The organism is Thalassotalea sp. PP2-459, from assembly GCF_001913705.1.
GTDB classification, from domain to species: Bacteria; Pseudomonadota; Gammaproteobacteria; order Enterobacterales; family Alteromonadaceae; genus Thalassotalea_C; species Thalassotalea_C hakodatensis.
Genome location: NZ_MKQD01000016.1, coordinates 1 through 14,761, shown reverse-complemented (window position 1 = coordinate 14,761; position 14,761 = coordinate 1). Strand labels below are relative to the sequence as shown.

Sequence of the window (14,761 nt, the reverse complement as noted above, 5' to 3'; positions counted from 1 at the left end):
TTTTAAGATGGCTTATTGCTCAGCCATTATTTTTTCAATTTCTTCTTCAAGGGTTAACCATTCCATTTCACAATGTTCAATATTAGCCTTTAACTGACTTTGTTCTTTTAATAGTTTTGTAAGTTTTTGTTTATTTTCAGGTTGATAAATATCGCTCTCGGCAAGAATTGCCTCTACATCGTCTAATTGGTTTTGTGTGTTACTAAGCCTATTTTCAAGTGTTTGTGCTTGCTTTTTAAGTGGAGCGGCTTTTTTTCGTAACTCAGCCTGTTGTTGTCTATGTTGTTTTTTATCGAAGGTAGCTTCGCTTTTTGCCGTTTTGGTATTGGTTTTTTTATCATCAGTTAACCATTTTTGATAATCGTCAATATCGCCATTAAATTCAGTGACCTTACCGTCAGCAACTAAATAAAACTCATCAACACAAGACTCAAGCAAATAACGATCATGGGCAATAAGAATGATAGCACCATCAAAATCCTGTAATGCGAGTACTAATGCTTGTCGCATTTCTAAATCTAAATGGTTAGTAGGCTCATCCAGCAATAATAATTGCGGTTTTTCAAGTACAATAAGCGCCAGTACCAGGCGTGCTTTTTCTCCACCAGACATGGTGTTAACAACAGCAAGTGCTTGGTCACCACTAAAACCAAATCGACCAAGATAACCTCTGGCCTCTAAATCAGTCATGGTGGGTTTAGCCCGTAATATGTGTTCTATTGCGGTAGAAGACATATGAAGTTGTTCAAGCTGGTGTTGCGAGAAATAACCAATACGTAACTCTTGAGCACGATATCTTTCACCACTTACTAAGGCAATATCACCAGCTAATGATTTAATTAGTGTCGACTTACCTGCACCGTTACGACCTAATAAGCCAATTCGACTACCAGGTACTAAGGAAATATTCGTATCGTTAAGAATAATTGTATTTTGGTCATAGCCACACGCTGCCTTCTCAATAGATAGCAGTGGATAGGGCATATAGTCAGGTTTTTTGAAGCTAAAGCTAAAAGGCGTATCGACATGTGCGGGTGCTAAATCAGGCAGCTTTTGTAATCGCTTTAAACGGCTTTGGGCTTGTTTTGCTTTACTTGCCTTAGCACGAAAACGATCGACAAAGGCGGTTAGGTGTTCCACTTCTTTTTGTTGCTTTTGAAATTGTGCATCTTGTTGAGCGAGTTGTTCAGCACGCTGGCGTTCAAAAGCGGTGTAATTACCTGAGTACAATTTGGCTTTTTGACGCTCGATGTGCAGTATTTGCCCAATAACATCGTCTAAGAAGTCGCGATCATGGGAAATAAGTATCAAGGTACCATCAAATCGCTTTAACCAATTTTGCAGCCAAATAACGGCATCTAAGTCTAAATGGTTGGTAGGTTCATCAAGTAGTAACAAGTCACAACGGCTAATAAGGGCTTGAGCTAAGTTTAAGCGCATTCGCCAACCACCAGAAAACTCTTTAACTGGCAGTGCGAGTTGCTCAGGTAAAAAGCCTAAACCGTGAAGTAGCTCACCAGCACGAGCCGGTAAACTGTAGCCGCCGATACTATCAATTTGATTAATAATGGTCGCTTCTTTATTGCCATCGTTATGCTCGCGCGCTGAATTAAGCTCCGCTTCAAAGGCTCGGTATTCGGTGTCTCCATCAATAACATATTCTAATGCTGAACAATCTAACGCCGGGGTTTCTTGCTTTACCGTGGCAATTTTCCATTGACTAGGAACGCTTAAGTCGCCAGCGTCTGGTGAAAGCTTGCCTAAAAAGGCTGAAAAAAGTGATGATTTACCACAGCCATTTGCGCCAACCAAGCCAACTTTATGGTTTGGATGAATGGTAAAACTTGATGATTCAATTAAACTTTTTACCCCTCGGTGCAAGCTTAACTCTATCGCTGTGATCATGATACAACCTAATTATTGAATAACCCGCGTATTGTCGCTTTTCCTGTAGGTGTAATTCAAGGTAAAATATAGGTAATTTACCTCAGTCGTGAAAAGAAAGATGAGTAAAAAAAGGTTTATAGCGGGTGCCAGTTGTCCCAAATGTCATGCCTTAGATACCATGGCGTTGTTTAAAGAGCATGATGTGGAAAAAGTTTCTTGTGTTAAGTGTGGCTATCAAATGAGTCAACCTGAAGAACACGTCGAAAAAGACACCAGAAACAATGAACAGGTCATCGGTGTTTTTAAGCCCTAGTGTAAAAGTTGAGCCTGTATCGCTTTAATAATGAGGGGGCGGTGGCTCATCCTCTAGGCTCATCAGTGTTGGCGCTTGTTGATGCTTAACGCGGTTAATTAAAAGCTTTATTTGCTCTTTTAACGCTGACAGTTCTTCTTGATGCACGGTAAGCTCTTGGCTTAGTTGTTCTATAACATCGTCTTGAAAAGCATTGCGAGACTCTAGCGCTTCAATGCTCTGTTCTAATTGTTTGATTATATCTTCTGCTACTGGGCTTGCCATAATTCTGCATATCCTGAAGATGATTCGGTGATAATATGGTTATTATCGCTAAATGCGACACTGTACACAACGGCACTAGCCGGATAATTATCTTCTTTTGGTGTTACACGCCAACTTGTTATGCGTTCACCGTCTTTTATACGCCAAATACTTACCTTGCGTGACGGAGCGCCAGTAACGAGTAGATGACCATCTTTTGAAAATTGCACGGTGCTAAATACTTCTTGTCTATTTGAATATTGTAATTGGCTAATAAGCTTACCTGTTTTAAGGTTCCATAGATTGGCTGATTTTTTACTATCAGCGGTAAAAGCGTAACGACCATATGGGTCAATGGCTACCATAGTGACACGGCTTGGATGATTAAAACGGTAAATAACTTGTCCAGTTTGGGTATCCCATACATAAGCGACAAAATCATTCGAACCGGATAAAGCAATACGTCCGTTTGGTAACATATCAACCGTATTTACTTTCTCTTGGTGGCCTAGAAACTCAATGCGGCGACCTGTTGATGGCGTAAAATGAACCACGGTTCCATCGCTTTTTCCAATTAAGATATTTTTACCATTATTTGATAAAGCAACATCACGAATGGTGGAACCATCTATTTGCCAGAAACCATGTGACTTACCTGATTTTACCTTCCATAACGAGAAATTTTGTCGGCTTGCGGTTAATACATGACTATTATCGTGGGCAATATCTAACGATAGCACTAAGTTGTCGGCTGAGTCTTGTTGTTGTGACCATTGAAAAAGTAATGCGTTGTTTTTCAAGTCCCATAAACTAATGCCATGATGCACTGAACTGACGGCACTCAGGCTTGCGTCATCTGAAATATTAGCCGCATAAGCACCATTAGCTGCGTGCTGCCATCGTTGGATAGGCTCATCGCTAGCGGGTTGGCATCCGGCTAAAAGTAGCGCGAATAACAGCATATATAGTATTGAGAATTTGGCTATATTCATTAAGGGCTTTTTTCTACCTGCATTTATCGTTAGTATATGTTCTTTTTTAACGTATGTGTATGTCACAGCAATAATTGCGGTTGTATATTAATTTGAACCGCATCAATGGAGAATTCAATGAAACTATTTAAACCTACGGTTGTAGCACTGGCGTTAATTTCAGTGGTAGGGTGTCAAGAAGCGAAAAAAGAAGAGCAAGCACCAGTCGTATTAGATACTGAAGTGCAAAAACAAGCTTATGCGTTAGGTACCTCAATTGGTATGTTCACTCAGCGAAATTTAGAACAACAAGAAACGTTAGGGTTAACGTTAGATCAATCGTTAATTTTACGTGGCATAGAAGATAGCCTTGCTGGTAAGTCAGCAATTGAACAAGAAGAAGTTCAAGCGTTAATGATGAACCTAGAAAAAACGATGCGTGAAAAACAACAAGCCGTTACTGAAAAGCAAGCAAGTGAAGCACTAGAAAAAGGCGCAGCGTACTTAGCTGAAAACGCAGAAAAAGAAGGCGTAGTAGTGACTGAGTCTGGATTACAGTACAAAGTTGTTGAGGAAGGTGAAGGCGATAAACCGAACGCAACAGATGTGGTAAAAGTGCATTATCAAGGTACGTTAATGGACGGTACTGAATTTGACAGTTCATACAAACGTAATGCGCCGATTGAGTTTCCATTAAACGGCGTTATCCCTGGCTGGACAGAAGGTGTTCAATTAATGTCTAAAGGCGCTAAATATAACTTTACGATTCCAAGTGAATTGGCCTATGGACCTCAAGGTAGACCCCCTCAAATTCCTGCTAACTCAGTACTTAATTTTGTTGTTGAATTAATCGACTTTAAAACAGCAGAAGAAGCGGCTGCAGAAAAAGAAGCAAATGCAGAAAGTGGCGAAGGTCACGGCCACGATCACTAAGTCAAAGTAAGTTAGTGATAAAAAAGCTTGGCAATCGCCAAGCTTTTTAGTTTTTGTCAATAATTATTCAACTTGTTCTAAGCGCGCTAATGAAGTGCTAAGTGGATCGAAATTTTAATTCAATTGCTATTAAACATGCCCTAATCGTTGAAAGCTAATACCGATGCAGCATTGCGAGTAATTGATCTTCTTGATTAAACCTGTCTTCCATCGCTCTACCTAATGTAGAAAGTTGCAAATCAAAGTTATCAGGCAATTTAATGTTTGTTGCTTCTGCAAACTGATCATTAAAGGCAAGTGCTAAGTCTGTCGATTTATTCAGTGTAGGAAAAATTTTTTCGGCTTTCTGTTTATCTGCAGGCCCTTTTTTTTGGCATTGCTCTATCACATCATTAAAAATTTCAAAGTGACTGGCTGATATGTAGTCCATCAATAATTGACAAAAGCGTTGAATTTTTCTTTTTTCCGGTGTTTTCTGCGCGATAGAATCACTATTTTGCAAGTCTATTAGATCACAGTACGCCACTAGCACTGCTTGACGTTCCTGCAGCCAATTATCAATGGTTTGATTTTGTCCGCCCCAACGTTGTTTACTTTGTTCAAGTTGTGTAAGCATAAAACATCCCTGTAATTGACAGAATTAACGTCGATCTAGTATGTGTGAAGTGGTTAAAAAATCAACTGTTTTTTGTGTTAAGTACATCAGTTAGTCGTGCAGCTAAGCGTGTCGCTGCCTGCGCCATACGTGTTGCTAACTGTTGCTGTTGAGCTAAATGATATTGTTCAGTGATCACAAAAGGTACATTGTTATTCTGTTGGCAATGCCCATCATGAAACTGACAATAGCCAATTTCTTTACTGGTCACTATGGCTAATGATTCATTGGCCCAGTCGAATTCGTTTGATAGTTGCCATTGCTTTTTTATGTTGTTTGGCATGAGTGTGTTAAGGCGACTTAACCAGTATGTTGTTAGTGCTTTTTTAGAGCGTGGCGACGGATACAACAGACACTCATCCCAATACCAATGTATGTTATTGCATCTGCCTTTAAATGGCGTAACTTTTATACGATTTCCGCCTAAATCACTCGCAAAGCTGACATGAAAAGGTTGATGGATATCACCTAACCAGTGTCCTAAAAACATTAGCGCTTTCGCACTTTGCTCATTGGTTTTATGAGCCATTAATAATTCGCTGTGGATCTTAATTGCACGCGTTATGCAGTTTTTTTGACAGGTGCTTTTGGTAATTTCTTTGCTGTTTCTGGCGACGTTAATATAGTGCCAAGATTTATATTTATCATATTCAGGCAAACGCTTAATGGCATCGGCCCAAGTACAGGCGTTAGCAAATGTTAAAGGTGTATCGTTCTTTTTTCTTAGGTATTGATTAATAGCTAATCGATCTTGCTTTGATACTTGGTCTAATAATGCTGTGACAGAATGTTGTGTCGATGTGGAAAGTTGCTCATATGCAAGCTGACATACTAACTGATGTCCTAGCTTACCTAAGGCATAACTAGAGTGGCTAGCGAATAGTAACATAGCCCCAAATAATAATTTATACATGATTTTCTCGTTTAATGTGTGTTCTGCCATAGCTTACGGCTTAAACATTGCGGTGCGATATTCATATTAACTGAATTTTTAGTAGAACTTAAACTAAAATAAGGGAATAGCTAGCAATAATAAAATAAGTGACAGAGCTGAGTTTATGGAAAGATTTGATGCGGTGATTATCGGTGCTGGCGTGGTAGGTTTAGCGATTGCTAGGGAACTTAGTCAACGGTTTAAACATGTGTTGCTTATTGAAAAAAACACATCATTTGGTGAAGAAACTAGTAGCAGAAATAGTGAAGTGATCCATGCAGGCATTTACTATCCTGAAGATAGTTTAAAAGCAAAACTTTGCGTTGAGGGTAAGCATTTATTATACGAACACTGTGATCGCTTTTGTGTGCCTGTAAAACGTGTAGGAAAATTACTTGTAGCAACGGGGAAAAACGAAGAAGCGGTATTAGCAAAAGTATGGCAACAAGCCCGTAAAAATAATGTAGATGACCTTGCATGGCAAACGGCCAATCAAGCAAAGCAATTAGAGCCGAATATACGTGCTACAAAGGCACTATTGTCTCCGTCAACGGGAATTATCGATACGCATCAATTTATGCAAAGTCTTTTATTTGATTTTGAAAAGAATGACGGTATTTATGTAGCCTGTACCAATTTATTAGCTATTGAAAGAGTAAATGAAAATTATCAACTGGCCTTAAGAAGCGTTAATGAGATAACCCATGTGCTTGCTCCGGTAATTATCAATAGTGCAGGTTTGCATGCTACTGATGTTGCTAGCAATATTGTTAATTTCCCTATAAATAAAATACCTGAAATACATTGGTGTCGAGGGCATTATTTTAGTTATAGCGGTAAAAGCCCTTTCAGCCGTCTGGTTTATCCTGTACCACAACATCATGGCTTAGGCATACATGCATCGTTAGATATTGCTGGGCAATTAAAGTTTGGTCCTGATACTGAATATGTTTCCGCGCTTAGTTATACAATAGCACCAAATTTACAAGAGAAGTTTTATCACGCGATAAAAGAATATTTTCCAGCTGTCATAAGAAGTAAGCTTCAACCTTCTTATGCGGGAATACGTCCTAAGTTGCAGTCTGAACATCAAGGGTTTAAAGACTTTTACGTACAAACATCTGCAATACACGGCTTTCCTGGCGTGGTTAATTTATTTGGTATTGATTCTCCTGGACTGACGTCGAGCTTAGCATTAGCTAAATACGTTGCAAAAGCATTATAAAAAAGCGCCCCAAAAACGTTATTTTTTAGGGGCGCTGTTAACAAGCCTAGTCTTCTTGATTTCTTTGCTGGTAATTTTCACCAACCTCAAGTGAGAATAACTCATCATTCAGTGGCAGATTAAATTCCACATCGGCTTCCATTTGAAATGCCGTTTTATTATTTTCAGTCGCAGTACTTACAATGATTTTTATAGGAAGTTGGGTACTAGGATCAATCCATAATGTAACGTGTGTGCCAGATTCCTTGAATGCCAGACCTGTTGCCGTTTTATTATTAATGACCTGTTCACCGAGTTCTGTAACATCACCTTTGTATTGTTTTATTGCGTTAAACCAATACAGGGGATCATTCTTGGAAGAATCTTCAGCTTGTTTTGGGTCAAAACTGAATGGCGTAGCAAACTTTGGCCCAGGAAGAAATATTACCCCTTGGCCCTTCTTGGTATTGATCACATTGATGGTTCTGGCATTTTCCCCACCTTCGGTCAGTGGAATACTTTCAACACGTATTAAACCAGGTTCACGGTAATAAACCTTAAATCGAGAGAATACTGAGTCAAAAGCCTTCATTTCGGACACAAAGCGCATGCTTGTGATTTTCTCTAATTGTTGAACCACAGAGGCAAAAGCGACGCGTGGAGGTCCACTTAATAGTAATAACGTGATCACGCCTAGCGTTAATGTTGCTACAGCTCCGCCGAGGGGAACCAATGATATTTGTGATAGTTTTTGTTTGATTTTACTTAATATATTACCTTTTCTCATTGAACTAGCTTCAGCTATTTCGCTATTTTCTTTAATGACTGCTTCTAGGTTTAGCTGCATTTTTTCATCTTCAATAGAAGACGGTGAACGTGCTTTTATTGAAGCAATATAATGCTTTAGCTCTGGGCTTAAATTATCCTGTGATTTCATAACCTGCTCCTAAAAATTGTGACTCTCCCACCAATTGTGAGAGCTTTTGCTGAGCGCGATGTAAAGTAACGCCTACTAAGCTATTTGAAATACCTAGTTGTTCGGCAATTTCTTGATATGAAAATTCTTCTATGTGCCTTAAACAAAACACATGTGCATCTTGCGCTGTTAACTCAGCTAATGCACTGCTAAAATGTTCGATATCCCTAGATAAAGCAATTTCTCGATAAGGGTCTGCATTGTGCTGTGTTTTATCAAGTAACGGCACTTCATCATTAGTGGAATAATCCATAGACTCTTCCGCTAGCCTTTGTCGACGCCTTAGTTGATCTATCGCCGCTGATGAAGCCATTGTTCTCAGATAAGCCGGCCAATTTTTAATACTGTCGAAGGCATTGGTTGGTTTCTTAAACAGTTTAATAAATACCTCCTGAGTAACGTCTTCAGCCGAGTGACTGTTACCCAGTAAGCGATAAGCTGTATGAAACACCAAGCGTCCATGTTCATCTGCCAGTTTGGCAATGGCGGCATTTTGGTTTTTGTTATTCAACGACATTCTCCTTTTTTCGCTTCTCATAAGTATGACGTCGCTAGTTAGTTTTTTCTTACAAGAGATTATCGATTAATCAATTTAGGGTAAATATAAGCCGCGATCATCGTTTATCAACATTGTTTTTTAGATAAATTTTTAGCTTAACGTTAATTAACATGTTGCATAAGCATTATAAAAAGCCCTTTATATGCAATAGGTTATAAATTATGCTTAATAATTATTCGCAAAAAATGCATAACTTGTCACTATAGGGTTGTTATGTAGTGTTGTATTAATTATTCAAATACGAACAGCAGTGGCATAGCATCAAGAGCAGTGGAGAAATTCTCTTTGGACAGCTGAATTCTTGAATTTGTGAGGTAGCTTGTTGACATTAGGGTAGTAAATCAAATATCAATGAGTGAATTTTGGGGCAACATTGTTGCCCCTTTTTTTGATTGCTTTTCGGTTAGTCTATTACAAAAGAAAGTAATCCCAAGTGAGTAAAGAACAATGGCTAGAGTTGTCTTTATTAAACAGAGTTTAGGTTAAGTAACGTGTCTAATTTATTCTTATTACGTCGACTTAAGGTAAGTTGCGATTTACTGTTTAATTGTACTAAATAGTCGCCAGTATCTGTTGCCGTTAATGTATGAACGCACTGACGATTTACAATTGAAGAACGATGAATACGAATAAACTCTTTTGGGTTTAGTTGTGTTTCTAACATTGTTAACGTTGCTCGGTGTAATAGGTGATCACCATTGATTAAATGAATATCAGCATAATTGCCAGCGCCTTGAATATATTCAATATCGTCAACATCAATTAAACGAATTCTACCTGGATCTTTAACCACCAATTGCGTTTTAAAAGGGGAGTCTGCTTGTTGTTTTAAGTGAATAATGAGTTCATTAATATTCGCTAGGTTACTCACTTGATTATTCGCAACCTGTCGCTTTGCTTTATCTAATGCCTGATAAAATCGGTCATCATCAAAAGGTTTAAGTAAATAGTCTATTGCGTTTAGTTCAAAGGCACTAATAGCATATTGATCAAACGCCGTTGCAAAGACAATAACAGCATCTATTTCAAGTAATTCTGCGGCTTGTAAGCCGCTTTTTCCTGGCATTTGAATATCAAGGAAAATAATATCAGGGTGATGCTTTTTCGCTAATTCAATGACTTGATTTCCGTTTTCAGCAAAATAAATATCGTCGATGTCAGCTTGGTTTTGCAATAAATACTGAATGGTTTTTCGTGCTAAATGTTCATCATCTGCAATTAAAACACTAATCATAATGCACCCCAATTGGTAGTGTTAATCGTGTTTCGAAATAATCATTTTCAATTTCGTTTAGGCTTAAGGTATAACGTTGTTGATAGATTTTATCTAAACGTTGCCGACAGTTAGTGATACCAATGCCAAAGCCTTGATGTTCGTCGGTTTGTGATATTTTATTGATTAATGTGACTGATAGCTGTTTGTCATCACAAGCGATTTTTAGCGTTAATTTATTTTGATTACTTTCTAGTTGGCAGCCATGCTGTACTGCATTTTCAACTAGGGGTTGTAACAACATGAAAGGTATTTGGCAGTCATGTAAATTTCCTGACAAATTTACGGTTGTAAGTAGTTTATCTTCGAAACGCATTTTTTGAATCGTGAGGTAACTCTCGATAAATTCAATTTCTTGAGGTAAAGGTATAAGCTGATGATTTTGGTTTTCTAATACTTTTCTTAACATTTGGCTTAATTCACTTAACGCTTTTACCGCTTTGCTTTTTTCATCTAGCCGGATCAAGCTGGCAACCGTATTTAAGGTATTAAATAAAAAATGCGGGTTTAATTGTGAACGTAGCGATTGTAGTTCTATTTCGAGTAACTGCTTGGCTAATAAGTCGTTTTTTATCGCATGCTGTTTTGCTCGCGTGTAATAAGTAATTGCGTAGCCGGTACAAAATACAGATAGATAAATGAGAAAATCAATATGTAGCGGACTTAATAGCAACCGTTCAAATGCTTCATTTATGATTTCTAGGTTCACAGCGCCGTGCTTGATCAGTGCCACCTCGATAATGGTTAAAAACCAATATAAAAAAAATAACATCAAAGATGCCAGTATATTGAGGCAAATAAATGTTGATATTCGTTCTTTTTTATAGGGAATTAATTGGGTTGATGCGAATACCAATGGTGCGATAAGCGCCCAATTTCCCCACCAAGGTAAATATTCTAGCCAAATATCAGTGTATACTGCGGGTTTATCATAATGAAGCAGCATTCGGTAATTGTAATAAGCAGCAAATGTGTTTAGTAGTAGCCAAAACAACGCATTTGCCAAGCAAATTTTCCTTGAAGGAAGTTTATCTAATAGCGTTGAGAAAGGCATAACAGGGGCTACCGCTTTGTTTACAAAAATAACATTATTTATACAGTATAACGGGCAATAGTGCTTTGTTATCTACCGTTTGTCATTAATTTAAAGCCACGTATAACAAATCAAGTAAGCATTGAACCATGGGTATTTTAGAGCAATGCTTTACCTTATTGATATTGTTAATTATGTTGGCTAGACGGGGCGGTCGTTATTTTGCTATCAGGTTGTTTACGCTTTGTTGTGCCTATGATTAAAATGGCGCCCTGAATGATAAACAAATATGCCCCTGATATTGGCATAATCACCGCTACAATAACGCCGATAAACACAAACCCCCAACCCAGTGATAGTGGCGGACAATAACCTTCATTTAATGCTTTTTGCAACATCAAGCCAAATAGCATCCAAAAGCAACCAGTAATTAAAAACCAACTTATTGCTTCTCGATCAAAGGCCATTTGGTTATTAACGAGAGTCGAAAAAAACCAGCCATCTTGATGCATTGCAACTAAACTAGACCAGCCTAAACTTAGGCCAATAATATTGTGTAATATACCCGTGGCTAATAAGTAATATCCTGAATATTGCATAATTTTCATGTGTCGTCCTTAATATTTATGGTTAAATTTACATTGTTGGTAGTAAAGCCTTAGAGGCCATAGCCGATATTCTAAGTACATCTTCAATATTTGGTTCGGGATGTATTTGCTGCATGCCCAAAAAGTTAGCATATGCCATTAACGCAATATCATTCGCTTGTGATTGTTCTAACCCTAATTCAACGTAGCACTGAGCTAAATACTGTCGTCTTTGATTATCTATTTTCTCAAGGTAAACTTTGATCGCTGGTTCATTTAATGCCCACGCGCGAATATGTTTTTCAGCTTCTATATTATTATTGGCAATCACGCTATCAAGTTTTTGTAACCTTTCCTGAGCAGAATCTTGTGTGTTTGCTTGTTCAATAAAGGAAACGGTCGTTGTTTCGTACCAATGAGACATTAAGCATTCAATGAACACTGCACGATTGTTAAAATGATGATAAAAAGAGCCTTTTGTCACCCCTTTTAGGTCACAAAGTTTAGCTATTCTAAGATGCTCTGGCCCTTTTTCAATCAGTACCTTAAGTGCGAAGGTCAGCCAATCTAATTGACTATTCTTAGTTGAAGTACTCATATTCTATTCGCTTTTATCGCATTGTTAATCACAATACGCGCAATAAAATAATGAAAGGGCAAAATGGCATTAACATAAATGCGGCCAAGTATTGTTTTCTGGTTGACTAAACTTGAAACAATTACGGTGTTTTCTTGTTTTTTAATACTCAGATAAAAAGCCATGTGCTTATCCTCTGCGTAGCTAATAATCTCGTTGTGCGATTTTTCGATAACAGTTAGAAAGCCAGCTTGATCTCCCACCATTAATTCATCACTTTGCGGTATTAAATTACCTTGATTAACCTTAAAACCAAATATTCCCACGAGTTTATTACGCAAATTCATTAGCCCGTTTACCCAGTTAGGAAGATAATGAAAAATGGCATATTGCAACTGGCTAGGGGATAGTTTGACTTTTGAAACCTTCGTTTGTAGTGCATCTCTGAAAAAAGGGTGTACTGCTTTGCTAATTAACGCATCATCAGCCGAAACTTTTACGGCTTGAATCGCAGGAAATAGTTTAACCATTACGTTGCCTTGTGATAATAATTGCATACCATACGGTATGGTATGTTGTTTTTTGCTACTAATGCAAGTGCAAAATAAATATTTTTGAAACGAAAAAGCAAACTAACAATACAGGGTGTTAAGATAGAAAGCGATTGTGTTGCTATTTGTTTGACATAGCGTGACTAAAAGTATTTACCTGTGGTTAAATGGAACCGTGAATGTGTTTAACTTCAAAAAGAGTGGATATGGACAATCAATTACCTAAGCCTTTTATCATCGTGTTTGCGTTACTTCAAGGAGCTATATTAACGCTTTTATATCAAAGTGTTGAACAAAGTAGTTGGCCAGCCACACAACCAGTATGGCTTACTTCGCTAGCAACATTTGCAATAAGTTTTCCTTTACTGACTTTTTTATGCATTACAAAAACAAATGGCAAAGCCATAGCAAAATACTTGTTACCGTTTTGCTTATTGCTATCCGCTCTAGGCGGGTATATTGGCTTTCAACTTGAGCCGATAAAATATGTTAATAACGATAGCGTAGTTGTTGTATTTGGCTTTACTGCATTATTAGCTTCTTTTAAAGCTCTCATGTATATCCAACAGTATATGAGTAAGCAGCCAATAACGTATAGTTCGTTGTTTACGTTATCTTGGCGAAACTTCATTATTTTTGCTGAGTGCTGGCTGTTTGTGGCGATATTTTGGGGGATATTACACCTTGGCGCGGGGTTGTTTTCAGTTGTAGAAATTGAATTTTTTCAACAACTGTTGAGAAAAGATTGGTTTGTGATACCGGTGTTAAACCTTGCCTTTGGCTTCGCTATTATTGTTTTTAGAAATATTACTTATACCGTTGACCATATCTCTACAATTTTACAAACACTGATCAAGTTTTTGCTACCTGCGCTGACAGTTGTTTCGTTGGGTTTTCTAGCCACTTTACCTTTTACGGGATTAGGAACTTTATGGAAAACAGGTTCAGGAAGCCTATTAGTGATGTGGTTACAAGCACTCACGCTGTTTTTCGTTAATGCAGTTTACCAAGATGAAACGCATGAAAGGCCGTACCACCCATTTATTCATCGGCTTATTTTTATTGGTATTGCGTTGTTGCCCGTGTACAGCGTTATTGCTGTGTTTGGGTTATGGTTACGAGTGGAGCAATATGGCTTAACCGTTGATCGTTGTTGGGCCTTGTTAGTATGGCTATTGCTCACGTGTTTCTCATTGGGCTATTTGTTTGGCATAGTAAAGCAGCGTGATGCATGGTTAGAAACCTTAAGCAAAGTCAATATTGCAATGGGCGTGGTTGTTTTAGTTGTTATGTTGCTGGTAAATTCACCCGTTTTAAATTTTCAAAGCATAGCGGTGCAGAGTCAGGTAGCCCGCTTAGAGAAAGGGCAAACGACTTACGATGATTTTGATTATCAGTATTTTGACCATTCTCTAGGACGGCAAGGTTATTTAGCATTACAAGCCCTTAAAGATGAACTAGCAACAGCTGCTCCTGAGAAGATTGTGATCATTGATAGAATGTATATTAATACTCAGCATAGGAGTAAAGAAAATTTCACTCTTACACAGTTTAAAACATTAGTGACTTATTGGCCGCAACAAAGTGAGTTTTCTGCTAACTTAATTGAAGCCGTTTATAATAAGGCTACTGAGCATCAATGGTCAGGTTTTGATAATAATAGTTACTATTTTTTAGCAACCGACTTGAATGGTGATCAAAAAGCAGAATTTGTTATTATCACTGAAAATAACTATTCAACGTCAGCTAATTTATGGTTTCTTAGCGATGAAAAATGGCAATCAAAACATATGTCAGCACATAACCCCACTAAAAATCGTTACCTAAAAGAACAGGTCATGGAAAATAACGTGACAGTGATAAAACCAAAGTGGAACAACTTGAAAGTAGGTGATGTAACATTCAAAGCACCAATTAATTGATGTTTTGGGCGGATGAAATTAGATACTAACTAAGGTCTGTTGATCTTTTGAGATTAAATTTTGTTCGAACTAAACGCTTTTTGTTCAAGACGTGAGCAATGTCGCATGGTTATTCCATGTAAATTGCGAACAACGATGAAGAA

16 protein-coding genes are annotated in these 14,761 nt (G+C 37.9%); 4 read left to right on the top strand and 12 right to left on the bottom strand.

Annotation, left to right across the window (positions count from 1 at the left end; translation table 11 throughout):
* Window positions 1-12 precede the first annotated feature (12 nt).
* On the bottom strand, window positions 13-1,905 hold the full coding sequence (locus BI291_RS02395; RefSeq protein ID WP_074496135.1) for an ATP-binding cassette domain-containing protein: 1,893 nt from the start codon (window positions 1,903-1,905) through the stop codon (window positions 13-15).
* Window positions 1,906-2,005: 100 nt separating this feature from the next.
* Between BI291_RS02395 and BI291_RS02390 the strand changes: the two genes are divergently transcribed.
* Window positions 2,006-2,200 carry a YheV family putative zinc ribbon protein gene (locus tag BI291_RS02390; RefSeq protein WP_074496133.1) on the top strand — a complete coding sequence of 65 codons (195 nt, stop codon included), beginning with the start codon at window positions 2,006-2,008 and terminating at the stop codon, window positions 2,198-2,200.
* 24 nt (window positions 2,201-2,224) lie between these two features.
* Here BI291_RS02390 and BI291_RS02385 read toward each other — a convergent pair whose 3' ends face one another.
* Both BI291_RS02385 and BI291_RS02380 read right to left on the bottom strand, forming a co-directional pair.
* Window positions 2,225-2,464 carry a SlyX family protein gene (locus BI291_RS02385; protein ID WP_074496130.1) on the bottom strand — a complete coding sequence of 80 codons (240 nt, stop codon included), beginning with the start codon at window positions 2,462-2,464 and terminating at the stop codon, window positions 2,225-2,227.
* On the bottom strand, window positions 2,449-3,435 hold the full coding sequence (locus BI291_RS02380) for a WD40 repeat domain-containing protein (protein ID WP_074496128.1): 987 nt from the start codon (window positions 3,433-3,435) through the stop codon (window positions 2,449-2,451). Before BI291_RS02380 ends, BI291_RS02385 begins: the two co-directional genes overlap by 16 nt.
* A 117-nt stretch (window positions 3,436-3,552) precedes the next feature.
* Here BI291_RS02380 and fkpA point away from each other — a divergent pair, with 117 nt between their 5' ends.
* Window positions 3,553-4,347, top strand: coding sequence for an FKBP-type peptidyl-prolyl cis-trans isomerase (gene fkpA / locus BI291_RS02375; RefSeq protein WP_074496126.1), 795 nt, complete (start codon window positions 3,553-3,555; stop codon window positions 4,345-4,347).
* 154 nt (window positions 4,348-4,501) lie between these two features.
* Here fkpA and BI291_RS02370 read toward each other — a convergent pair whose 3' ends face one another.
* Both BI291_RS02370 and BI291_RS02365 read right to left on the bottom strand, forming a co-directional pair.
* Complete coding sequence (locus tag BI291_RS02370; RefSeq protein ID WP_074496124.1) at window positions 4,502-4,963, bottom strand: Rsd/AlgQ family anti-sigma factor; 462 nt, start codon at window positions 4,961-4,963, stop codon at window positions 4,502-4,504.
* 61 nt (window positions 4,964-5,024) lie between these two features.
* The gene (locus BI291_RS02365; RefSeq protein ID WP_074496122.1) at window positions 5,025-5,915 is read right to left on the bottom strand and encodes a S1/P1 nuclease; all 891 of its coding nucleotides are present in this window, start codon (window positions 5,913-5,915) and stop codon (window positions 5,025-5,027) included.
* 145 nt (window positions 5,916-6,060) lie between these two features.
* Between BI291_RS02365 and BI291_RS02360 the strand changes: the two genes are divergently transcribed.
* Window positions 6,061-7,161 (top strand): NAD(P)/FAD-dependent oxidoreductase, encoded by a 1,101-nt coding sequence (locus tag BI291_RS02360; protein ID WP_074496119.1) that lies wholly within the window; start codon window positions 6,061-6,063, stop codon window positions 7,159-7,161.
* Between the two features lie 46 nt (window positions 7,162-7,207).
* Here BI291_RS02360 and BI291_RS02355 read toward each other — a convergent pair whose 3' ends face one another.
* The 7 genes from BI291_RS02355 to BI291_RS02325 all read right to left on the bottom strand — a co-directional run bounded on the left by BI291_RS02355 (window position 7,208) and on the right by BI291_RS02325 (window position 12,675).
* Window positions 7,208-8,077, bottom strand: a complete 870-nt coding sequence (locus BI291_RS02355) for a DUF2092 domain-containing protein (RefSeq protein ID WP_074496116.1) — start codon at window positions 8,075-8,077, stop codon at window positions 7,208-7,210.
* The gene (locus BI291_RS02350) at window positions 8,061-8,627 is read right to left on the bottom strand and encodes an RNA polymerase sigma factor (protein WP_254849509.1); all 567 of its coding nucleotides are present in this window, start codon (window positions 8,625-8,627) and stop codon (window positions 8,061-8,063) included. The genes BI291_RS02355 and BI291_RS02350 overlap by 17 nt, the downstream gene beginning before the upstream one ends.
* A 514-nt stretch (window positions 8,628-9,141) precedes the next feature.
* On the bottom strand, window positions 9,142-9,909 hold the full coding sequence (locus tag BI291_RS02345; protein ID WP_074496111.1) for a LytTR family DNA-binding domain-containing protein: 768 nt from the start codon (window positions 9,907-9,909) through the stop codon (window positions 9,142-9,144).
* Window positions 9,902-10,954 (bottom strand): sensor histidine kinase, encoded by a 1,053-nt coding sequence (locus BI291_RS02340; RefSeq protein WP_254849508.1) that lies wholly within the window; start codon window positions 10,952-10,954, stop codon window positions 9,902-9,904. Before BI291_RS02340 ends, BI291_RS02345 begins: the two co-directional genes overlap by 8 nt.
* 215 nt (window positions 10,955-11,169) lie before the next feature.
* Entirely contained in the window at window positions 11,170-11,589 is a 420-nt protein-coding gene (locus BI291_RS02335; RefSeq protein ID WP_175573065.1) for a DUF6463 family protein, read from the bottom strand.
* Between the two features lie 28 nt (window positions 11,590-11,617).
* The gene (locus tag BI291_RS02330; protein ID WP_074496109.1) at window positions 11,618-12,166 is read right to left on the bottom strand and encodes a TetR/AcrR family transcriptional regulator; all 549 of its coding nucleotides are present in this window, start codon (window positions 12,164-12,166) and stop codon (window positions 11,618-11,620) included.
* A complete protein-coding gene (locus BI291_RS02325; RefSeq protein ID WP_074496106.1) occupies window positions 12,163-12,675 on the bottom strand; it encodes a DUF2867 domain-containing protein in 513 nt (170 codons plus the stop codon). Before BI291_RS02325 ends, BI291_RS02330 begins: the two co-directional genes overlap by 4 nt.
* 227 nt (window positions 12,676-12,902) lie before the next feature.
* Between BI291_RS02325 and BI291_RS02320 the strand changes: the two genes are divergently transcribed.
* Window positions 12,903-14,618, top strand: a complete 1,716-nt coding sequence (locus BI291_RS02320) for a DUF4153 domain-containing protein (RefSeq protein ID WP_074496104.1) — start codon at window positions 12,903-12,905, stop codon at window positions 14,616-14,618.
* The last annotated feature ends 143 nt before the right edge of the window (window positions 14,619-14,761 follow it).